We start from the raw sequence: 21,742 nt of genomic DNA, 5'->3' as shown, positions 1-21,742 counted from the left end.
TACGGCCCGTCGGGTCACGGCCGCACCGGTGGGCGACGGCTGGCCCGGCCGGACCTGGCTGGTTAGCGTGGGAAAGGGCCGCTCTCCCACCGCACCGTCGCACGGCCACCCGCAGGAGACCACCGCCATGACGACGCATGACACCGAACGCCGGGCGCTGATGACCCCCGTCATCCTGCTGCTGCTCTCCGAACGGCGTGGACACGGATACGAACTGACGCAGCGGCTGGGCACGTTCGGCTGGGCCGAGGCCGAGTCCGCGCATGTCTACCGGCTGCTGCGCGGCATGGAGAAGTGCGGTCAGATCTCCTCCCAGTGGCGGGCGTCCGCCTCCGGGCCGGCCCGCCGGGAGTACGAGATCACCTCCGCCGGGTCGATGAGCCTGGCGCTGTGGTTCGTCCGGCTGGGGGAACTGCACAGCACGCTGCATCTGTTCCTGGAGCGCTACGTCCAGCTGAACGGCCAGGACCTCGCCGGGAGCGAGGCCGGTGCGCGGCCGCTGTCCGGGCACCCGCCCGCCACCTGATCCCGCCTCTCTCCGCCACCGCTCACATGCGCCGCATGCGCAGATAGCGGCGCAGGTCGGGTACGGACTTCGCCGTCTCGTACGCCACTCCCGCCATGACCACGCCGGCGCAGACCCACAACCAGGTCAGATCGGCGTCCTTGGTGTGGTTCATCCCCTTCATCGGACGCGTTGTGTGCATGGAACTCATCTCCTTCGGTGTGCCGTGCCGGCGACCGCGCCCGGCGGGCGCCGTACGAGGTCGAGTACGAGGTCCGCCGCCGGTCCGACGGCGGCGGCCACCGGCTCGCTCAGCCCGATGCCCTCCTCGGCGGAGAGCGGCTGGCAGCCGACGACGTGGACGTGCTCGGGGAGGGTGCCGCCGGCCCCGGCGTGCAGATCCCCGACCAGCCGGAGCACGGCCGCCGGGTCCATGCCGTGCCCGTCCAGTGCCGCGGGCGGTGCCCCCTCCCGCGCGGCGCCCGCCGGGTCCACCTCGATCACATAGACCGTCCCCGGGGGAGCGCCGCGGTCGACGGTGTCGACCAGGACGAGCCTGCGGTAGCCGTCCAGCAGCCGGTAGGCGAGATGGACACCCCGGATGCCCGCGTCCATCAGATCGACACCGGGCGGCAGCGGCCGGCCGGTCAGCCTGCGGACGGCCTCGACGCCGAACCCGTCGTCGCCGAGGAAGATATTGCCGATGCCCGCGATGAGGGTCCTGCCGTGCGAACTGTCCGGCAGCGGTACGGAGACGGAGCCCGTCGCGGCCATGTCAGACCCCGCCTTCGTCCCGCGCGGGGGCCCGTGCGGGCTCCGGCACGGGCTCCACCTCGTCGGGGCGGAAGTAGAGGAACCGGCCCTGCTCGCGCCGTACATCGACGCCGGGATCCCCGTCCACGGTGACCGCGATATGGGTCTCGCCGTCGAAGTCCTCCAGCACCGCCTCGACCGTCGCCGTACGGCCCGCGAGGAAGATGTCCTGCGCGTCGGACCTGCGCGGTCCCGGCTTGAGCACGACTCTGCTTCCGGTTCCGAGCTGCTGCCCGTCAATGGCGACCGTTCCCCGGCCGGGCGCCGATGCCGTGTCCTGGGCGGGGTCCCACCAGGGCAGTCCCGGACCGGTGGGCAGCCGGAGGCCCGCGGCGGCCGGGGGCACGACGGCACGATCGATACCGGGGTCGCCGGGGAGTGCGCCGTCGGTGACGCCCCCGGCCGGCATCCGGTCCGCCGGCCCGGCCGTCAACTCGCCGGTCACCTCGCGCAGTCCGCGGATCGCGCCGTGCAGCCGCTCCCAGACCTCGGCCGGCATACCGTCCACCAGGTCGATCACCTCGGCGGCGCGGGCGTCCGTCCCGCGCGCCTCGCGCTTCTCCCGCTCGGTGAGCGCGGCCGTACGCAGCGAGAGGATCTCGTCGATCTCGGTGGCGTCGTAGAGCGGACCCGGACTCTCCGCCGCGACCGCGGGGTGGTCGTCCAGAATGATCGGCGAGGACAGCATGACGTCGTCCCGGCCCTCCTCGCAGGCCAGTACCGGCCAGGTGTGCTCATTGCGGCAGATGCGCGCCGCCGGCCGGGCCCACTCCGGCGGGTCCGCCATCGACAGGAACCGCCCGCCGGGCAGACCCAGCAGCAGATGCGCCCCGATCAGGCTGTGCGGCAGGGCGGATTCGCGGTCGCCGCGCTCACCCGGACCGGGTGTCCAGGCCGACACATTGCGTACGGTCGCGGTCAGCCGCAGCGCCCCGTACGGACCGGGCAGCGGCTCGGTGGTGAGCCGGATCTCGCCCGCCAGCGGCCGGCTGTGGCGTACCAGTCGTCCGACGACCCCGGCCGTGCCGTCGCGCACCGGCTCGTGCTCCACCCCGCCGGGCAGCTCGAACCGCAGCGTGTGCCCCTCCCCGGCGAGCCGGCCGAGCGGTACGTCGAGTTCGACGCGCTCCTCCTCACCCTCGTCCCAGGGCACCAGCACCCGGTCGGGCAGGTCGAGTTCGGACACCTCGGTCCAGCTCTCGCCGTCCGGTGTCAGACGCTCGACCGAACGGCGGCGCACCTGGAGGAACCGCAGCTCCACCAGGAGCCGGTCCGCGCGGCGGGGCTCCAGGAGGCATTCCGTACGCTGCCAGGCGTGCTCCCCGCCCGCGTCCCGCCAGGCCGGCGGCACCAGCACGCCGAACTGCCAGCGCAGTTGGTTCTTCCGCGCGGAGGCACGGTACGGATACAGCACATACCCCTCGAACAGCAGCGCGTCCGCGACCCGGCGGGCCTCGGTGAAGCCCGCCGTCACCCGGTCCACGGTGTCCCCGGTCATCGCTGCTCTCCTTCGGCGGTGCGCAGCAGCTCCTCGAAGACCCGCTCCCAGGAGGGCAGGGCCCGCTCCGAGCGATAGCGGCGCAGGGATTCCAGACAGTCGTCGCGTACCCGCAGCCAGCCGGAGCCGGGGAAGTACTGCTCGATCATGTTCTGCCAGACCTTGACCGGCATCCGGAAGCCGGACTCCTTGTGCCAGGGGATCGGCTCCGCGGTGAAGCCGCGCTCACCGGTGAAGACCGTGCCGGAGAACAGCAGCAGGAGCGGGACCTCACCGTCCGCGAGAGCGCGGAAGTACTTGGCGGACGCCACCTCCATGTCGTACGTACAGACCACCGGCAGGTCGATCTCGGTGGCGCCCGTGAAGCCGGGCACGGTCACCGAGGCATGGGCGAACTGGAGCGGTTTGAGCGTGCTGCTCCACCGGTCCGGCTCGCCGAAGAGATCGCCGAGCATCTCCATCTCGGCCGGGGCGTAACGCCGTTGGACGGGCTCGATCCGGAGCTGGCAGCGCAGCGCCACGGCGTGCACCCGCACACCGCCGGCCGCCTCGATCCGCAGCCGGAACAGCAGGGTCGGGCCGCTCCCGTACGGCTCCGGCCGTACATCGAGACAGGAGAACTCCACCTCGGTCATGGACCGTCCTCCTCCGCCGGGGGGCGTGCCTTCGCCCGGACCCGGGCGAAGAAGTCCGCCAGATCCGCGTGCGCCTCGGCGCCGCCGTCGAACCCCTGCCAGTGCAGCCGCATCCGGCCCACCAGTTCGTAACAGGCGTCGACCGGCACGAGATAGCACTCACCCGCGCCCATTCCCCCGGCTTCGCGCTCGCGCCGGATGAGCAGCGCCTCGGTGTCGGGCCGCAGCGCCGCCGCAAGCCGGCTGTGGCCGAGGACGGCGCGCCAGGTCTCCGGGTCCAGCTCGCTCTCCGTGGCGCCCGCGGGACTGGGGTAGAACGCGGCCAGCCGGTCCAGCTCGGAGTTGCGGAAGAAGAAGGCGAGGCCGACGGGGATCCGGAGCCGGTTCCAGCTCTCCTCGTCCAGGGTGAAGTCCGGATCCGTCAGATACCGGTCGGGCACCGCGCGGAAGTGGCCCGCGCCCGCGCCCGGCCGGGTGAACAGCAGATAGCAGCCGGTGCAGGCGCACATCAGCGACCGTTTGCGGGTGTCGACCAGATGCCGGTGCTCACCGGACAGCGGCTCGGCGCACAGCTCGCACCGCTCCCGCGCGGGCGGCCGGCGCCGGGTGAAGCCGCGCAGACCGGCCGGGCCCGATACGGGGGCCGGTCCGCGTGCGGCCCGCTGCGCCGCTGTGACGGGGGTGCCCCCTGCCGGGGCCGGGCGGGCCGTCATGGCCCCGCCGCCAGCAGGATGCCCGGCAGCGCCACCCGTACGGAGCCGTTCTCCTCCAGCAGGGGTACGGGCTCCAGATGGCCGCGCTCGCCCTGGCCGGCCCGGCGGATGTCGTACTCCGCGGCGCACGACGGACAGCGCAGCCGCTCGCCGTCCACCACCGCCTCGCCCAGCCGGCCCGCGCACCCCGGACAGTGGTCGCGGTACGCGTACAGATTGCCGGGCAGCCGGATCAGCAGCAGCGGGATGCCCACGCTCTCGTACACGGCGGACTCGCCGTCGGCGAGCGCCGGCAGCCCCGTCAGCGGCTGCCACTCGGCCGGGGCGCCCCCGGGCCGGGCGCCGTCACCGGCGGGGATGTCACCCTCCGGCGCGTCCGGGGGCCGGGACATGATCTGCAGGAGCTTCGACCGCGGCTCCTCCGCCGTCACGCCCTCGACCTCCACCTTCGCGATCTCGGGGACGCGCCGGGCCACGGCCTCCTCGATCGTCCAGCGCACGGTCTGCGCGGAGGACGGACAGCCGTCGCAGCTGCCCCGCAGCCGCAGCCGCAGCGTGAACCCGTCCGCTCCCTCGTCGCCCTCGGGGTCGATCCCGGCGATGTCCACATCGCCCGCGTGCGACCCCAGATACGGGCGGACCTCGTCCAGCGCGCGGCCCACCCGGGTCAGGGTGTCCTCGGGGTGGAGATCGTGCAGCACCAGCAGCCCGCCGACGAGTTCGTCACCGCCGAGCAGGGTCAGCGGGTCGGCGCCGTCCGGTGCGTCGCGCAGCAGCTCGACCACCCGGGCCAGTCCGCTCCCGTAGAACTCGACGATGCTGTGTACCAGTTCGTCCGCGAGATCGCGCCCGGTGGGCCCCATCGATCTCCCGAGCTCGTCGAGCAGCGCGGCGATATGCTCACCCGTCTGCTGCTCCTTGGCCGTTGCTGCCATGTGACGGCGCCTTTCCTGCGGTGGGGGCGGCTCCGGGGCGGATGTTCGCGGATCAGCCCGCGAACCCGCTGAGCCCGGTGGGCATATGGGTCTCCTGGATGGTCCTGCCACCGCCGACGTACATATGGACGCCGCACGGCAGACACGGGTCGAAGCTGCGCACCGCCCGCATGATGTCGATGCCCTTGAAGGACTCCGGGGGGTTCTCCTCGAAGATCGGGGTGTTCTGCACCGCGTCCTCGTACGGGCCCGGTGTGCCGTAGGAGTCACGCACACTGGCGTTCCACGGAGTGGGCGGGTACGGGTGGTAGTTGGCGATCTTGCCGTCCCTGATCACCATGTGGTGCGAGAGCACACCGCGTACCGCCTCGGTGAAGCCGACGCCGATCGACTCGTCCGGCACGTCGAACTTCTCCCAGGTCTGGGTGTGGCCGGAGCGGACCTCTTCCATGGCCTGCTCGGCGAAGTGCAGTGCGCAGGCGGCGGCGTACGCCTGGAAGTAGGTGCGCGCGCGGTTGCGCTCCAGCGCGTTGCTCCACCGCGGGATCCGCCACTCGAAGGTGGTCTCCGGCTTGGTCATGGTGCGCGGCAGATTGATCTGGACGCTGTGTCCGGTCGAGCGCACATAGCCGAAGTCGACCAGTCCCGACAGCGCGGTGGACCAGAGCCGGGCCAGCGGACCGCCGCCGGTGTCCAGCGCGAGATGGTCCGTACCGTCGAACCAGCGCGGGGACATCACCCAGCTGTACTTGTCCTCGAAGTCCCGCTTCTGCGGTGCGGGGATGGTGTGCTGGTTCCACGGGTGGCGTCCGTCCACCAGATTGCCCAGCGGGTCGCGCTCGACGAACTTCTCCTGGCCCGCCCAGTCGTCGTAGTACGAGCTGCCGAGCAGGATCCGGATGCCGAGGTTGATGTCGACGAGATCGTTGGTGATCAGCTTGCCGTCGACGATGATGCCCGGTGTGACGAACATGCGCCGTCCCCAGTCGGACATGTTCCGGTACGTGAAGTCGCAGTGCTCCGGGTCGTTGAGGGCGCCCCAGCAGCCCAGCAGCACCCGGCGCCGGCCGACCTCCTCGTACCCGGGCAGCGCCGTGTAGAAGAAGTCGAACAGGTCGTCGTGGAGCGGGACGACGCGCTTCATGAACTCCACGTAGCGCGTGAGCCGGGTCAGATAGTCCGTGAAGAGCTGGATGGTGGCCACGGTTCCGACGCCGCCGGGGTAGAGCGTGGAGGGGTGGACATGCCGTCCCTCCATCAGACAGAACATCTCCCGGGTGTAGCGGCTGACCTGGAGCGCCTCGCGGTAGAACTCGCCCTCCAGCGGGTTGAGCGAGCGCATGATGTCCGCGATGGTGCGGTAGCCGTGGTCGCCCGCGTGGGGTGCCTCGGTGCGTTCGGCCAGTTCCAGGACGCCGGGGTTGGTCTCGCGGACCATCTTCTCGCAGTAGTCCACCCCGACCAGGTTCTCCTGGAAGATGTTGTGGTCGAACATGTACTCCGCGGCCTCACCGAGGTTCATGATCCACTCGCCGAGGTGTGGCGGCTTCACGCCGTACGCCATGTTCTGTGTGTACACCGAACAGGTCGCGTGGTTGTCACCGCAGATGCCGCAGATCCGGCTGGTGATGAAGTGCGCGTCCCGGGGGTCCTTGCCCCGCATGAAGACGCTGTAGCCACGGAAGACGGACGACGTGCTGTAGCACTCGGCCACCCGCTTCTGCTTGAAGTCGATCTTCGTGTGGATACCGAGGCTGCCCACGATCCGGGTGATCGGATCCCAGGACATCTCCATCAGGCCTTTGCTGTCCTCGGCTCGCTTCGTCTTCGGCGCCATGGGGTGCGCACCTTTCCTCAACGGTGGGGGGACTGGATCACCACGGGGGGACCACGGGGTGGGAGGCGGGGCGGGTGGGGGACGGGCCGGCTCACCGTACGGGGCGGCTCACCACGGGGGGTGGTAGCCGGTCAGGACCTTGTCGCCCTTGCGGCGCCACTTCGGTTCCTTGTCGACGGTCCTGGCCGTGACACCGCGCAGTGCGCGAACGACCTTGCCGTACGCCCCGCTGGCCGCCGCCGACACATGGCCGCCGGGCGGCTCGTCCATGAAGGGCATGAACTTGTCCGGGAAGCCGGGCATCGTGCAGGCGATACAGATGCCGCCGACGTTGGGGCAGCCGCCGATGCCGTTGATCCAGCCGCGCTTGGGGACGTTGCACTTGACGACCGGACCCCAGCAGCCCAGTTTCACCAGACACTGCGGCGAGCCGTACTCGGTCGCGAACTGGCCCTGCTCGTAGTAGCCGGCCCGGTCGCATCCCTCATGGACGGTCGCGCCGAACAGCCAGGTCGGGCGCAGCTGTTCGTCGAGCGGGATCATCGGCGCGGATCCGGCGGCCTGGTAGAGCAGATACAGCAGCGTCTCCGACGCGTTGTCCGGGTGCACCGGACAGCCGGGGATGCAGACGATCGGGATGCCCGCCCCGGACTTCCAGTCCCAGCCCAGATAGTCGGGCACGCCCATCGCGCCGGTGGGGTTGCCCTCCATGGCGTGGATCCCGCCGTAGGTCGCACAGGTGCCGATCGCCACGACGGCCAGCGCCTTGGGGGCGAGCCGGTCGATCCACTCGCTGGTGGTGATCGGCTGCCCGGTCTCGGGATCGTCACCGAACCCGCACCAGTAGCCCTCGCTCTTGATCGACTCGTTCGGAATGGATCCCTCGACGACCAGCACGAAGGGTTCGATCTCTCCGCGGTCCGCCTTGAAGAACCACTCGACGAAATTGTCGGCGCCCTGCGCGGGGCCGCATTCGAAATCGATCAGGGGCCAGTGCACGGCCACCTTGGGCAGACCGGGAAGGGCACCGAGGGCGATTTCCTCGATGCTCGGCTGGCTGGCCGCGGTGAGCGATACGGAGTCTCCGTCGCAGCTCAGACCCGCGTTGATCCAGAGAATATGGACCGTCGGGTCTTCTGTCTCGTTCTCTCCGCCGGGCGTCGCGCCGCCCTTGGAGGCCGGTGTGGCGGTATCCATCATCCCCTCCTCGCGGGAATCGGGGCGAGGCCTTCCGGGGAGCGGAGCGCACACGAGCGGCGAGCCTCTCCCACGAGCCTCCCTATCTGGATATCCGCAAAGGAGGGCTTTGGGTAAGTGCGGGATGGACCTATGAGTCGTTTCACCACCGCCCACGGGAAGACCGGATCCGGCCCCCGCCCCGCTGAACCTTTGGCGAACATCAGCGCACGGAGCGGCGAAGTGGGCGGTCCGTCGCCCATGGCGACCGTACGGTGACCGGACGATTTCACCATCGGTCTCATGTTCGAGTCCGGTTTTCGAGGGGGGCGCACGGCCATGGAATGGCTCAGCGCGGAAAACATCATCGCCGTCGGCACCGCGCTGCTCGGTATCGTCGCCTCACTGGGGGTGCTCTGGTACGAGCGGCGCGTACCGCGGCGCACCCGCATCGGCTACCGGGTCCAGCTGGACACCCCGGTGAGCAGCGCGGAGCGCAGCGGCCGGGCCGGGGTCAGGCTCGGCCTCTTCCAGGACAATCCACAGCTCTCCGACGCCACACTCGTACTGCTGCGCATCGAGAACGACGGCTCGCAGAGCATCGCCGACGCCGACTACACCGGACGCGAACTCCACGGCCTGACAGCGGAGTTCACCACCCGCACGATCCGGGGGATCGCCGTCACCGCGCCGCGCGGCGACGAGCATCTGCTCGACCACTTCACCCCCTCCGCCGGGCTGCGCTACGCCGACGACAACGTCTACCTGCCCCGGGTGCCGCTCAACCGCGGCCAGCACTTCAAACTGCTCGTCCTGCTCACCGGGGGCCAGGTCGGCGACGCGATACGGGTGACCGGCGGCATCAGGGACGGCGGGGTCTTCCCGAACCGCGGTACGACGCCCGACGACACCCCGCCCCTGTTCAGCAGGGCGTCCCGGTGGATCATCGTCCTGCTCACCGTCTGTGTGGTCACGCTCGCCTCGATCATCGTCATACGCGACGACGCCCGGCCGCCGATGGGGTGCGCGAAGGGCGTGCTGACCGTCACCGGCTCCACCGCCTTCCAGCCGGTCGCCCGGGAACTCGCGGACAAGTACATGAAGGACTGCCCCGGCTCCACCGTGCGCGTCGATTCGCGCAGCAGCCGCGAGGGCATCCAGGAGCTCAACGAGCGTGGCGCCGCCGCGAAGGACGGCTCTCCCGCGCTGATCGCGCTCTCCGACGGCCCCAAGACCGACGGCTTCCCCCGGCTGCGGGAGAACCCGGTCGCCGTCTCGGTCTACACCCTGGTCGTCAATGACTCCGTCGCGCTGCCCGGTCTGACGGCCGATCAGGTACGCCGTATCTACCGCGGTGACCTCACCCGATGGAACGTGCCCGAGCTGGGCGGCCCCGATCTGCCCATCATCCTCGCCAGCCGGAAATCCGGCTCGGGGACGCGCGACATCTTCCAGCGCACCGTGCTCGGCGGCGAGTTCGAACAGGCCGAATCCTCGGCCGACTGCCGTGGGAAGGACAACACGCGCGCCCGGGTCTTCCGCTGCGAACTCGACAAGACGGACCGCGTCCTGGCCACCGTGGCGGACACCCCGGGGGCCATCGGCTACACGGAGCTGCGTTCCGGCAGCATGCCGAAGGGGCTGCATCCGCTGAGTCTGGACGGACTGTCGGCCTCCGCGGACACCATCGCCGAGAGCGCCTATCCGTTCCGGGAGATCGAGTACGCGTACACCTACGGGAATCCGCCCGCCGACTCGCTCGTGTCCAGCTTCCTCAACTATCTGCTGCGCGGCAGCGGCCAGGACGTGGTCCGTACACACGGCCATCTGCCGTGCTCCTCGCCGAAGGGACAGCGCATCTGCGCGGGCGGGGCCGTCGCCGAGGGCTCGGGCATTCCCGCCGGCGGGGACGCTCAGTGAAACTGCGGGACGATCAGATACAGGCCGTACGCGACCGCCGCCGCGCAGGCGAGGAAACAGAGCGCGGCGACGGCCTTCGCCCCCGCGCTCGCCCGCCGGACCCGGGCTCCGTCCCTGCGCCGGACACCGTTCACGTCCCGTGGCACCAGGGCACGCACGCCCAGTGAGAAGACGATCACGACCCCCACGGTGGCGCCGATGCTGACGAGGGCCACCTCCCCGAAGCCGCTCCAGTTCAGAGCCATGCGGTCTGCTCCCTTCAGGCGTTCGCCTTGGCCGGTCCCGAGCGGACGGTGACGGTGCGTTCGTCATTGACGTTGCCCGGCGTGACGGGATGACGCCGCGAGACGATCACGATGAAGGTGGCCACGGCAGCGGCGGCCAGGGAGATGACGACGGTGCCGATGGTTCCGCCGTAGACGACCATCACGGCGGCGAGCGCGCCGACGGCCGCCGCCGCGGGCAGGGTGACACACCAGGCGATGAGCATCCGCCCCGCGATGCCCCAGCGGACCTCCGCCAGCCGCCGGCCCAGCCCCGCGCCGAGGATGGCGCCGGAGCAGACCTGGGTGGTGGAGAGGGCGAAGCCCAGATGGGCGGAGGTGAGGATCACGGTCGTGGCGGACGACTCGGCGGCGAACCCCTGGGGTGCGCGGATATCGGTGAGGCCCCGGCCCATGGTCCTGATGATCCGCCAGCCGCCGACATAGGTACCGAGGGCGATGGCGAGCCCGGCCGAGCCGATGACCCAGAGCGGTGGTCCCGAGTTCGGTGCCAGCGCGCCCGCGGAGATCAGCGTGAGGGTGATGACGCCCATGGTCTTCTGGGCGTCATTGGTGCCGTGCGCCAGGGAGACCAGCGAGGCGGAGACGACCTGCCCCAGCCGGAACCCCCGGTCGACCGAGGCGCCCCGGCCCCGCACCGTCAGCCGGTAGGCGAGATAGGTGGCCGCCAGCGAGGCGAGCCCGGCCACCACCGGTGAAGCGATCGCCGGAAGAATGATCTTCTCGATCACCTCGTCGAAATGTACGCCGTGCCGCCCCGCGCCCACCCACACGGCGCCGATCAGACCCCCGAACAGCGCGTGCGAGGAACTGGAGGGCAGGCCCAGCAGCCAGGTCGTCAGATTCCACAGAATGGCGCCGATCAGCCCGGCGAAGACCATGCCCGGCGTGACCAGGGAGTCGTTCACGATGCCGCCGGAGATCGTTCGGGCCACCTCGGTGGAGAGGAACGCGCCCGCGAGATTCAGCGCACCGCTGATCAGTACGGCGACCTTGGGGCGCAGCGCTCCGGTGGCGATCGAGGTCGCCATCGCGTTCGCGGTGTCATGGAATCCGTTGGTGAAGTCGAACGCCAGGGCGGTCAAGATCACCACTGTCACCAGAAACGTGATGTGGTCCATTGACCTCATACAAGCGCAGGCGCCGGTGGCCGGGCGCCGGGCGGAGCGGGGACACCAGGCGCTTCCTCCCAAAGGGTGATGGTGGATCAGCCACTTCGCGTTGGGCGCCGACGGGTGCCCGGCGCATCCTTCGGGGGCGTGTCCCGGGGGCGTGCCCGAACGGGCTCCGAGGGGCGGGACCGGAATTTTGACACGGCCTTGACAAATTCCCGGGCCGTTGCCAGCATGCAAAACTCTCGCGAGTTTTCGCAATACGTTGATGCCGCATCGAAAACACTCCGCCACAACGGTTCCACTGCTGCTCGGGTGACGGGACATCACCCGTGGACGCAGGCTTCGCCCCCCAGTGAGACGGCAGTGCGGTTTCGCGTGCCCGCATACCTGCTCACGCCCCCACCAGGTCAGGAAGGAAGCTCCATGTCTGGACCGTCAGGACTGTCAGGACCGCCGAAACGGAGGCGGACCTGGTCGCGATGGCTCGCCGTGCTCGCGCTGGTCGTCGCGGGCGGCGCTGTCACCGGCCCCGCGGCCGGCGCCCCCGCCCCCGGCTCCGCCACGGTGGCGCCCGCCGCGCCCGCCGCCCCCGCGGCCATCCCGCCGGGCGACTACCAGCAGGTACAACTGGCGCTCGGCGCAGCCGAGTTGGGCGAGGCGATGTCGCTCGCGGTGCTGCCGGACCGCGCGGTCGTGCATACCGCCCGCGACGGCACGGTCCGTTTCACCGACGCCGCGGGCAACACCAAGACCGCCGGGAAGCTCGACGTCTACACCCACGACGAGGAAGGGCTCCAGGGCATAGCCGCCGACCCCGGCTTCGCCTCCAACCGGTATCTCTACCTGTACTACTCGCCCAAGCTGAACACCCCGGCCGGCGACGCCCCGGTCACCGGCTCCGCCGCCTCCTTCGAACCGTGGAAGGGCCATCTCAATCTCTCCCGGTTCACCCTGAAGACCGACGGCACCCTCGACATGGCCAGCGAGAAGGTCGTCCTCGAAGTGCCCAACGACCGCGGCCAGTGCTGCCACGTCGGCGGGGACATCGACTTCGACGCCGCCGGCAACCTCTATCTGACCACCGGTGACGACACCAACCCGTTCGAGTCGAGCGGCTACTCGCCGATCGACGAACGGACCGACCGCAACCCGCAGTTCGACGCCCAGCGCTCCTCCGGCAACACCAACGACCTGCGCGGCAAGGTCCTGCGGATCAAGCCGACGGCGGCCGGCGGCTACACCGTCCCGGCCGGGAACCTCTTCGCCCCCGGCACGGCGCAGACCCGCCCCGAGATCTACGCCATGGGCTTCCGCAACCCCTTCCGGATGTCCGTCGACAAGGCCACCGGCATCGTCTACCTCGGCGACTACGGACCCGACGCCGGAGGCACCGACGGAGGCGGGCGCGGACCCAGCGGCCAGGTCGAGTTCAACCGCATCACCGCCCCCGGCAACTACGGCTGGCCGTACTGCACCGGTACGAACACCGCCGCCGAGACCTACGGTGAGTACACCTTCCCGAGCGGTCCCACCGGGGCGAAGTACAACTGCGCCGGAGGCCCGGCCAACAACTCCTTCCGCAACACCGGTCAGGCCACGCTGCCCCCGGCCAAGCCGAGCTGGATCAGATACGGCGGCGACGCCGGCTCCCCGCCCGAGTTCGGCGGCGGCTCCGAATCGCCCATGGGCGGACCGGTCTACCGCTACGACGCCAATCTGAACTCGAATGTGAAGTTCCCGCAGTCCCTCGACGGCCGCTTCTTCGCCGGTGAGTACGGCCGTAAGTGGATCAAGGCCATCGAGGTGAAGGCCGACGGTTCCCCCGGCGTCATCGAGGCGTTCCCCTGGACCGGCACCCAGGTCATGGACCAGGCATTCGGCCCGGACGGCGCGCTGTACGTGCTCGACTACGGCACCGGCGCCAACAACCAGGCCCTGTACCGGGTCGAGTACGTCGGCGGCAGCAACCGCAACCCGATCGCCGTCGCGTCGGCCGACAAGACCTCGGGACCGACCCCGCTCACCGTCGCGTTCTCCTCGGCGGGCAGCTCCGACCCCGAGGGCAAGGCGCTGACGTACTCCTGGAACTTCGGCGACGGCACCACGTCCACCGCCGCCAACCCCTCGCACACCTACACCACCACGGGCACCTTCCGGCCGACGCTGACGGTCAGGGACCCGGAGGGGCTCACCGGCACGGCGAGCCTGGTGGTGACGGCGGGCAACACGGCGCCGACCGTCAATCTCACCGGCCCCAAGGACGGTGAGCTGTTCTCCTTCGGCGACACCGTGCCCTTCTCGGTCACCGTCAGCGACCCCGAGGACGGGGCCATCGACTGTGCCAAGGTCAAGGTCACCTATCTCCTGGGGCATGACGAGCACCGTCACGCGATCACCTCGAAGAACGGCTGCACCGGAACGATCGCCGTGCCGACCGACGGTGAGCACGACAGCGCCGCCAATATCTACGGTGTCTTCGACGCCGAGTACACCGACGGCGCCGGACTGACCACGCACAGCGCCCGTATCCTCCAGCCCCGCCACCGGCAGGCCGAGCACTTCTCGGCCCAGTCCGGCATCCAGGTGGCCGCTCACGGCCCCGCCGAGGGCGGCAACACGGTCGGCTTCACCGACAACGGCGACTGGATCTCCTTCAAGCCCTACGCGGTGGGGAACGCCAACAAGATCACGGCCCGCGTCTCCTCCGGCGGCGCCGGCGGCACGATCGAGGTACGCACCGGATCGGCCACCGGCACCCTGCTCGGCACGATGACCGTACCGGTGACCGGAGGCTGGGAGACCTTCACCGATGTCTCCGCCGACCTGGCCAACGCGCCCGCCGGGACAACGGAGTTGTTCCTCGTCTTCAAGGGCCCCACGGGACAGGGCAACCTCTTCGACGTGGACGCCTTCACCTTCACCACCGGCAGCGGTGCCACCGGCCAGACGGTGGAGGGAGAGTCGTACACCTCGTCCCAGGGCGTCCAGATCGCCGACCACGCCCCGGCCAGCGGCGGCAAGACCCTCGGCTACATCGACAACGGTGACTGGGCGGGATACGCGTCCGTGCCCACGGCCGGGACCAAGACCTTCAGCGCGAAGGTCTCCTCGGGCGGCGCGGGCGGCACCATCCAGATCCGCTCCGGATCGGCGACCGGCGCCCTGCTCGGCTCCGTCGCCGTCCAGCCCACCGGCGGCTGGGAGACCTTCACCACCGTCTCCACCGCCCTGACCGGCACCGCCGCCTCCGGACCGCTGTTCCTCTCCTTCACCGGCGGCGCGGGCTCCCTGTTCGACATCGACACCCTCACCCTCACCAAGTGAAGCGCGGGAAAGGGACCGTGATGTTCCACCAGACCCCCCACCGGCCGTCCGCACGCCGACGCCGGATACCGGCGGCGCTCGCCTCGGCGCTCGTGACCGCACTCGCCCTCATCGGGGCGTTCCTGACACCGGCCGTGACCGCGCAGGCCGCCGACCCCGCCTACAAGGTGCTCGTCTTCTCCAAGACGGCGGGCTTCCGCCACGACTCCATCCCGGCCGGTACCCAGGCCATCCGTGATATCGGCGCGGCCAACAACTTCACGGTCACGGCCACCGAGGACAGCGGCGCCTTCACCCCGGCCAATCTGGCCGGCTTCAAGGCGGTGGTGTTCCTCTCCACCACCGGCGACGTACTCAACGCCACCCAGCAGTCCGCCCTCCAGGCGTATGTCGACGGAGGCGGCGGCTACTTCGGTATCCACGCGGCGGCCGACACCGAGTACGACTGGCCACAGTACGAACAGCTCGTCGGCGCCTGGTTCAAGAGCCACCCGGCGATCCAGCAGGCCACGCTGAAGACCGAGGACCGGACCCACGCCGCCACCGCCCACCTCGGCCAGACCTGGTCCAGGACCGACGAGTGGTACAACTACCGGACCAATCCGCGTGCCAACGTGCGCGTGCTCCAGAGCCTCGACGAAAGCAGCTACAGCGGCGGGGAGATGAGCGGCGACCACCCCATCACCTGGTGCCACGCCCAGGGCAGCGGCCGGTCGTTCTACACCGGCCTCGGCCACACCGCCGAGTCGTACGCCGACCCCGCCTTCCGCTCCCTGCTCCTCGGCGGAATCCGGTACGCGGCGGGCTTCGCCAAGGCCGACTGCCGGCCGGAGAGCGGCTACACCCCGCTCTACAACGGCTCGACCACCGGCTGGTCGCAGGCCGGCCCCGGCAGCTTCACCAACACCGACGCCACCCTCACCTCGCAGGGCGGCATGGGCCTGTTCTGGTACCGCGCGAAGGAGTACAACGCGTACTCCCTCAAGCTCGACTGGAAGATGCAGGGAGACGACAACTCCGGTGTGTTCGTGGGCTTCCCGGCCTCCGACGACCCCAACTCGGCGGTGAACCAGGGGTACGAGATCCAGATCGACGCCACCGACACCGCGGACAGGACTACAGGCGCCGTCTACGGCTTCAAGTCGGCCGACATCGCGGCCCGGGACGGCGCGCTCAACCCGCCGGGGGAGTGGAACGGTTACGAGATCCGGGTGGAGGGGGAACGGCTCCAGGTCTTCCTCAACGGTGTGAAGATCAATGACTTCACCAACACCGACCCCGCCCGGTCCCTGGCGCAGGGCCATATCGGCATCCAGAACCACGGCACCGGCGACGATGTCTCCTTCCGCAACATCCGGATCAAGGAACTCGGCGGCACCGGCACGCCGTCGACGACCTTTGAGGGCGAGTCGTACACCTCGTCCTCCGGGGTGCAGCCCGCCGACCACGCCTCCGCCAGCGGCGGCAGGACCCTCGGCTATATCGAGAACGGCGACTGGGCCGGCTACGCGCAGGCCTCGCTCACCGGGACCAGGACGTTCACCGCGAAGATCTCCTCGGGCGGTTCCGGCGGCACCATCCAGGTCCGCTCCGGATCAGCCACCGGACCAGTGCTCGGTTCACTGGCCGTACCGAACACCGGCGGCTGGGAGAACTTCCGCACCGTCTCCACCGCGCTGACCGGCACCCCGACCGGAGCCGTCTTCCTCACCTTCACCGGCGGGGCCGGCTCCCTCTTCGACATCGACACCTTCACCCTGGAGAAGCAGGCGGCGACCGCCGCCCTGTCGTCGAATGTGCATCTCTTCTACTACCCGTGGTACGGCAGCCCGGTGAAGAACGGCAGCTACCGCCACTGGCAGCAGGGCGGACGCACCCCACCGCAGGACATCGGCGCCGACCTCTACCCGAAGCTGGGTGCGTACGACTCCGGTGACTTCGCAGGGGCCGTCGCCCAGCACATGCGGTGGGTCAAGCAGTCGGGCGCCGGTGTCATCGTCTACAGCTGGTGGGGGAGGGGCGGTTACGAGGACACCCTCGCCAAGGGCGTGCTCGACGCGGCCCAGCAGCAGGGCGTCAAGGTGGCCTGGCACATCGAGCCGTACTCGGGACGCACCGCGGCCTCCGTCGTCTCCGACATCCAGTACCTCAATGCCACCTACGGCAGCCATCCCGCCTACTACCGCGACGCGGAACACAACAACCGCCCGGCCTTCTACGTCTTCGAGAGTCTGAGGATCACGGACTGGTCCGCCCTCGACCAGGTCACCCAGAACAACACGGTCCTGGCGCAGACCACCGACACCTCGAAGATCGCGCACTTCTCGGGGCTCTACACCTACGACGGCATCGCGGGCGCCACCGCCCCCGGCTGGAAGCAGGCCGGCGACTACGCCAAGGCCAACGGTCTGATCTGGGCGCCCTCGGTGGCACCCGGCTATATCGACGACCGCGCGGTGCCGGGCAACACCACGCCCACACTCGGCCGGGACAACGGCGCCACCTACGACAAGGAGTGGAACAACGCGCTCGACCCGGCCATCGGCGGATCGCCCACCTGGGTCTCCGTCACCTCCTTCAACGAGTGGCACGAGGGCAGTTCGATCGAGCCCGCCGCCGCCAACCCGCCCGCCGGTTTCGGCTACCAGACCTTCTCCGGCGCGTACGGGAAGACCGGGACCGACGCCGAGACCAGCTATCTCGACCGTACGAAGTACTGGGTGGACCAGTTCGCCGCACGGCGCGTGCGCTGACGTCATGACCGGCTGACATCCCACGCGGGGACCGCCCGAGCGGCGGTCCCACCGGACGGGCCCCGACCCCACCGGGGCCCGTCCCGGCTTAACACGGCGGCTATGCGCCTGCCACCCGGCCGTGGTGATCACGTCGCTTCCCGGCCACCCCCTCCTGCGAGCCTCCACAGATGCTCGCCCTGAACGCGGATGTGGACCCGAACCGATGCCGGACGCTGGGGCTCGCGGGATCCGTCGCGCTCACCGCCGGCGGGCTGACCGCGGGCGCGCTGCCGGTACGTGACGCGCTGCTCCCCTCCTCGGGCCGGGCCGCCCTGGGCGTGCTCTGCGCGTACTTCGGGCTCGTCCTGCTGATCGCGGCCTGGTGGTGGCTCGGCCGCGCGGTACGCCGCCCCCGTCCGCCCGCGCCCCGGGAACTGCTGGTGACGCTCGCGATCTGGGCGGCGCCCCTGCTGATCGGGCCGCCCCTGTTCAGCCGGGACGTGTACAGCTACCTCGCGCAGGGGGCGATGGTCGACGCGCGCATCGATGTGTACACCCACGGGCCCGCGCAGCTGGGCGGCCCGCTCGCCACCGAGGTCGCGCCCGTCTGGCAGCACACCCCCGCCCCGTACGGCCCGGTCTTCCTCGCCGTCGCCGCCAAGGCGTCCGATCTCGCCCATGTCGACATGTCCGCCGGGGTGTTCGGCATGCGGCTGGTCGCGCTGCTCGGTGTCGCGCTCATGATCGTCTTCCTGCCGCTGCTCGCCGACCGCTGCGGCGTCGACCGGTCCGCCGCGCTCTGGCTCGGCGCGCTCAACCCCCTCGTCCTGCTGCATCTCGTCGCGGGAGCCCACAACGACGCCCTCATGCTGGGCCTCCTCGGCGCCGGCCTCGTGGCGGCCCTGGGGGGCTGGCCGGCCAGAGCCGCCGTCCTCGTCGCGCTCGCCGCGCTGGTGAAGGCCCCCGCGGCGCTCGGGCTGCTCGCTGTCGCGGCGCTGTGGGCAGGGCGGCTCACCGGCCGGGCACGTACGGTCCGGGCCGCCGCGCTGACGTGCGCCGTCGCCCTGGCGACCACCGTCCTGGTGACAGCCGCGACCGGTACCGGATACGGCTGGCTCGGCACGCTCTCCACCCCCGTGTCGCCCGACAACTGGTCGCTGACCAGCGCACTCGGCCGGCTCAGCGGCGCGCTGCTGGACGCCGTGGGCAGCGGGCTCGCCGATCGCGCCGTACCGGCGTGGCGGTGGTTCGGCCTCTTGGCCACCGCCGCGGCCGTGGTGGTCCTCTGGCTGCGCCGGGTGCCGCTGGGACCCGTCTACGCGCTGGCGCTCAGTCTGCTCGCGGTCTTCGCGCTCGGCCCGGCCTTCCGGCCGTGGTACGCGCTGTGGGGGCTGTTCCTGATCGCCGCCGCCGCGCCCGACGGACGGGTACGGCGCTGGGCCGCGGCCGGCAGCGGCGTCCTCGCGCTGGGGCTGCTGCCCAGTGGATCCCCGCCGGACGGCATGCAGCTGACACTCGCCGTGGGCGGCGGCGCGCTCGCCCTGATCGCGCTGTACTGGATGTTCGAGATGTCCGACTCCACCACGGTCCACTCCCGGACGCGGGTGGCGTCATGAGACGACTGCGCGACGCCCTGACCGCCGACGGGGGACGGCCGGCCATCGCGGTGCTCCTCGTCGTGGCCACCGCCGTCTTCCTGGCCACCGTTCCGCTGCACCGCGGCTTCTTCGACGTCGGCGTCTACTACGGCACGGTCAACGACTGGATCCACGACGACGGCCGGATCTACGACTACCTCCGCCCCGGCACGCAGTACGGCTTCACGTACCCGCCCTTCGCCGCCGTCGTCATGCTGCCGATGTCGCTGGTCTCCTGGCACGTGGCCATCGCCATCAGCGCCGTGCTGAGCACCGTGGCCTCGGCGCTGCTGCTGCGCTGGCTGGCCGGTCCGGCCGTGCGGCGCCTGGTCGCGCACCGCGCGGACGCGAGCCCCGGTGCGGCGCCGCGCGAGGACCGGCGACCGTGGTTCGTGTTCGTCGTGGCCGGGTGTCTGTTCGCCCTGTTCGAGCCGGTCCGCGACACCTTCAGCTTCGGCCAGGTCAATCTGCTGCTCGTCGCGCTCGTCTTCGCCGACGCGCGGCTGCTCGCCACCGGGCGCGGCCGGTACGCGGGCATCGGTATCGGGCTGGCCACCGCGATCAAGCTCACGCCCGCGCTGTTCATCGGCTATCTGCTGGTCACCGGCCGCCGGCGGCAGGCCGCGGTGGCGACGGGCACGGCCGGCGGAGCCACCCTGCTCGCCGCCCTGATCGACCCCGGCGCCTCCCGGGCCTTCTGGACCGGCGCCCTGTGGGACACCGACCGGGTCGGCTCGCTCAGCTATGTCTCCAACCAGTCGCTGCAAGGCGTCCTGGCCCGGCTCCAGCCCGATCATCCGAGCCGGGCGCTGTGGCTGGCGTGCGTCCTGGCCGTCCTCGCCGTCTGGGCGTACCGCGCCCGCGCGGCGGCCCGCGACGGCGACGACCGGGCCGGATTCGCCCTGACCGGCCTCGCCGCCTGTCTGGTCAGCCCGGTCACCTGGGTGCATCACCTGGTCTGGCTGATTCCGGCCCTGCTCGTGCTGACGGACTCCGCCCTGAGCAGGAGCCCCGGCGCGCGCCGGGGCCCGCTGGCGGTGTGCGCCGCGCTCTATGTCGTCCTGTGCAGCAGCGTCGTCTGGCTCTGGCGGTGGGACTCGACCGGCCTGGACGCCTTCCTCGGCGCGAACGCCTATGTGTGGATCACCCTCGGCCTGCTGTTCGTGTCCCCGGGCCCGGCGGCGCTCCCCGTACCCGAACCGGGCCCGGGACCGGGCGCCAGGCGGCTGCCCGGGGCGACGGCCGCCGTCGTCACGGACGGGGTGGCCGCCACTCGATCAGCAGGAGGGTGGCGTCGTCGCGCAGCTGATCCTTCTGGTGGTCGAGGATCGAGTGGATGATCCGGCGCAGTGCCTCGGGCGCCGGCTCGCCGGCGGCGGCGCCCCGGATGATGGAGTCGGTGAAGCGGCGGAGCCCGAGCCGGTCACCACTCTCGATCCGCGCCTCCGTCACCCCGTCCGTGTACAGCAGCACCCGGTCACCGGGTTCGAGCATCACCTCGTAGGCCGCGCGCGGGGCCGTGGCGAACTGCGCGGGCAGCCCCATCGGAGGCTGCGCGGGCCGCTCCAGCGCCGCGTCGAGCACCCGCCCGCCCCGGATGAGCAGGGGCTGCGGATGGCCGCAGTTGCACCAGCGGAAGACACCCTCCGCGAGATCCAGCTGGGTGATGATGCCGGTGCAGTACTGGTCGGGCAGCCACTGGCCGAGCGCCTGGTCGATGGTGGCGACGAGTTCGGGCAGCTCGGCGCCCGCGCGGCGGGCGTTGCGGCAGCCCGCCACGGCCACAGCGGTGGTCAGCCCCGAGGCCAGGTTGTGGCCCATGGCGTCGAAGATCGCGGCATGCAGGGTGGACTGCGTCAGCGAGTGATCGAAGGCGTCGCCGCCGATGTGGTACGCGGGTTCCAGCACCGCGGTCGACACGGCGTGGTTGTTGCCGATGGTCCTCGGCGGCAGCAGAGAGCGCAGCATCTCCGCGGGCAGATCCATGGGTTCGGTACGCGACTGCCGCGCGATGCTGTCGCTGTAGGCGCGCTTCGAGGTGATCGCCATCGCGAGCACGGACGCGAGCATGCGACAGCGGCGCAGCCGGGTGGGGTCGAGCACCGCCGTCCGGATACCGAGGATGCCGAGCCGCTCCGCACCGTCGACCAGCGGCAGCCAGGCCATGAGCCCTCCCCCGGGGTTCTCCTCGACCCGGAGATCGATCGTGCGATAGGCCCACCCGGGGGTGGAGATGTCCAGCTCGATGGTGGGCAGCCCACGCGTCAGCGGGATCAGATACCGCTGCTGGATGTCGACGAGGTAGACGACGACGCTCTCCACGTCGATCATGGCCGCGCACCGGTCGACCAGGGCGGGCAGATCCATCGGCGCCGCGGTGTGGACCTCGGAGAGCAGCGTTTCGAGCAGCCGCTCCCTGGAGCCGGGTATGTCGCCGGGCGGGGGCGCGGACGGGGGCGCGGACGCGAGTGCGGGATCGTTGCCGGGGGCGGGGGATCCGGTCGCCATCGCCGATCACCTCCTCCTCTGAAGTCTCACACCGCCGCCGCGGTTCCGCCTGGCCGGAGGCCGTGCGCGTCCGGTGCTCCGTCCACGGACGCGAGCGCTCCCCGCTT

Annotated in this window: 17 protein-coding genes; 6 read left to right on the top strand and 11 right to left on the bottom strand. The window is 70.8% G+C overall.

What is annotated here, in order from left to right:
- Positions 1 to 127: 127 nt before the first annotated feature.
- A complete protein-coding gene (locus ACFRKB_RS10730) occupies positions 128 to 526 on the top strand; it encodes a helix-turn-helix transcriptional regulator (protein ID WP_383105027.1) in 399 nt (132 codons plus the stop codon).
- Positions 527 to 548: 22 nt separating this feature from the next.
- Here ACFRKB_RS10730 and ACFRKB_RS10725 read toward each other — a convergent pair whose 3' ends face one another.
- The 8 genes from ACFRKB_RS10725 to ACFRKB_RS10690 form a co-directional block, all read right to left on the bottom strand.
- Positions 549 to 707: a DUF6893 family small protein gene (locus ACFRKB_RS10725; RefSeq protein ID WP_383105026.1), complete on the bottom strand. Its 159-nt coding sequence runs from the start codon at positions 705 to 707 to the stop codon at positions 549 to 551.
- A 5-nt stretch (positions 708 to 712) separates the two neighbouring features.
- Positions 713 to 1,279, bottom strand: a complete 567-nt coding sequence (locus tag ACFRKB_RS10720; protein ID WP_383105024.1) for a hydrogenase maturation protease — start codon at positions 1,277 to 1,279, stop codon at positions 713 to 715.
- 1 nt (position 1,280) lies between these two features.
- The gene (locus ACFRKB_RS10715) at positions 1,281 to 2,816 is read right to left on the bottom strand and encodes a hypothetical protein (RefSeq protein WP_383105023.1); all 1,536 of its coding nucleotides are present in this window, start codon (positions 2,814 to 2,816) and stop codon (positions 1,281 to 1,283) included.
- A complete protein-coding gene (locus tag ACFRKB_RS10710; protein ID WP_383105021.1) occupies positions 2,813 to 3,451 on the bottom strand; it encodes a DUF6084 family protein in 639 nt (212 codons plus the stop codon). Before ACFRKB_RS10710 ends, ACFRKB_RS10715 begins: the two co-directional genes overlap by 4 nt.
- Positions 3,448 to 4,164: a DUF5947 family protein gene (locus tag ACFRKB_RS10705; protein WP_383105019.1), complete on the bottom strand. Its 717-nt coding sequence runs from the start codon at positions 4,162 to 4,164 to the stop codon at positions 3,448 to 3,450. The genes ACFRKB_RS10710 and ACFRKB_RS10705 overlap by 4 nt, the downstream gene beginning before the upstream one ends.
- Positions 4,161 to 5,099, bottom strand: a complete 939-nt coding sequence (locus tag ACFRKB_RS10700) for a NifU family protein (protein ID WP_383105017.1) — start codon at positions 5,097 to 5,099, stop codon at positions 4,161 to 4,163. Before ACFRKB_RS10700 ends, ACFRKB_RS10705 begins: the two co-directional genes overlap by 4 nt.
- A 52-nt stretch (positions 5,100 to 5,151) precedes the next feature.
- Entirely contained in the window at positions 5,152 to 6,936 is a 1,785-nt protein-coding gene (locus ACFRKB_RS10695) for a nickel-dependent hydrogenase large subunit (protein WP_383105016.1), read from the bottom strand.
- 108 nt (positions 6,937 to 7,044) lie between these two features.
- Positions 7,045 to 8,133 carry an NADH-quinone oxidoreductase subunit B family protein gene (locus ACFRKB_RS10690; protein ID WP_365971448.1) on the bottom strand — a complete coding sequence of 363 codons (1,089 nt, stop codon included), beginning with the start codon at positions 8,131 to 8,133 and terminating at the stop codon, positions 7,045 to 7,047.
- A gap of 318 nt (positions 8,134 to 8,451) precedes the next feature.
- On the opposite strand from ACFRKB_RS10690, the gene ACFRKB_RS10685 reads away from it, so the two are divergent.
- A complete protein-coding gene (locus ACFRKB_RS10685) occupies positions 8,452 to 10,032 on the top strand; it encodes a PstS family phosphate ABC transporter substrate-binding protein (RefSeq protein WP_383105014.1) in 1,581 nt (526 codons plus the stop codon).
- Here ACFRKB_RS10685 and ACFRKB_RS10680 read toward each other — a convergent pair.
- Positions 10,026 to 10,277 carry a hypothetical protein gene (locus ACFRKB_RS10680; RefSeq protein WP_383105013.1) on the bottom strand — a complete coding sequence of 84 codons (252 nt, stop codon included), beginning with the start codon at positions 10,275 to 10,277 and terminating at the stop codon, positions 10,026 to 10,028. The genes ACFRKB_RS10685 and ACFRKB_RS10680 overlap by 7 nt on opposite strands.
- A 14-nt stretch (positions 10,278 to 10,291) precedes the next feature.
- On the bottom strand, positions 10,292 to 11,437 hold the full coding sequence (locus tag ACFRKB_RS10675; RefSeq protein WP_383105012.1) for an inorganic phosphate transporter: 1,146 nt from the start codon (positions 11,435 to 11,437) through the stop codon (positions 10,292 to 10,294).
- Positions 11,438 to 11,854: 417 nt separating this feature from the next.
- Between ACFRKB_RS10675 and ACFRKB_RS10670 the strand changes: the two genes are divergently transcribed.
- The 4 genes from ACFRKB_RS10670 to ACFRKB_RS10655 all read left to right on the top strand — a co-directional run bounded on the left by ACFRKB_RS10670 (position 11,855) and on the right by ACFRKB_RS10655 (position 20,467).
- A complete protein-coding gene (locus ACFRKB_RS10670) occupies positions 11,855 to 14,755 on the top strand; it encodes a carbohydrate-binding protein (RefSeq protein ID WP_383105010.1) in 2,901 nt (966 codons plus the stop codon).
- 20 nt (positions 14,756 to 14,775) lie between these two features.
- A complete protein-coding gene (locus ACFRKB_RS10665; protein ID WP_383105009.1) occupies positions 14,776 to 17,508 on the top strand; it encodes a ThuA domain-containing protein in 2,733 nt (910 codons plus the stop codon).
- Positions 17,509 to 17,678: 170 nt separating this feature from the next.
- On the top strand, positions 17,679 to 19,106 hold the full coding sequence (gene mptB / locus ACFRKB_RS10660; protein ID WP_383105007.1) for a polyprenol phosphomannose-dependent alpha 1,6 mannosyltransferase MptB: 1,428 nt from the start codon (positions 17,679 to 17,681) through the stop codon (positions 19,104 to 19,106).
- Complete coding sequence (locus ACFRKB_RS10655; protein WP_383105006.1) at positions 19,103 to 20,467, top strand: glycosyltransferase 87 family protein; 1,365 nt, start codon at positions 19,103 to 19,105, stop codon at positions 20,465 to 20,467. The genes mptB and ACFRKB_RS10655 overlap by 4 nt, the downstream gene beginning before the upstream one ends.
- On the opposite strand, the gene ACFRKB_RS10650 is transcribed toward ACFRKB_RS10655, so the two are convergent.
- Positions 20,379 to 21,635 carry a PP2C family protein-serine/threonine phosphatase gene (locus tag ACFRKB_RS10650; RefSeq protein WP_383105004.1) on the bottom strand — a complete coding sequence of 419 codons (1,257 nt, stop codon included), beginning with the start codon at positions 21,633 to 21,635 and terminating at the stop codon, positions 20,379 to 20,381. The genes ACFRKB_RS10655 and ACFRKB_RS10650 overlap by 89 nt on opposite strands.
- Positions 21,636 to 21,742 lie beyond the last annotated feature (107 nt).

It is taken from the genome of Streptomyces scopuliridis (assembly GCF_042790125.1).
Lineage (GTDB): Bacteria > Actinomycetota > Actinomycetes > Streptomycetales > Streptomycetaceae > Streptomyces > Streptomyces scopuliridis_A.
The sequence above is the reverse complement of the archived record's forward strand: the minus strand, read 5'-3'. Positions and strand labels throughout refer to the sequence as shown.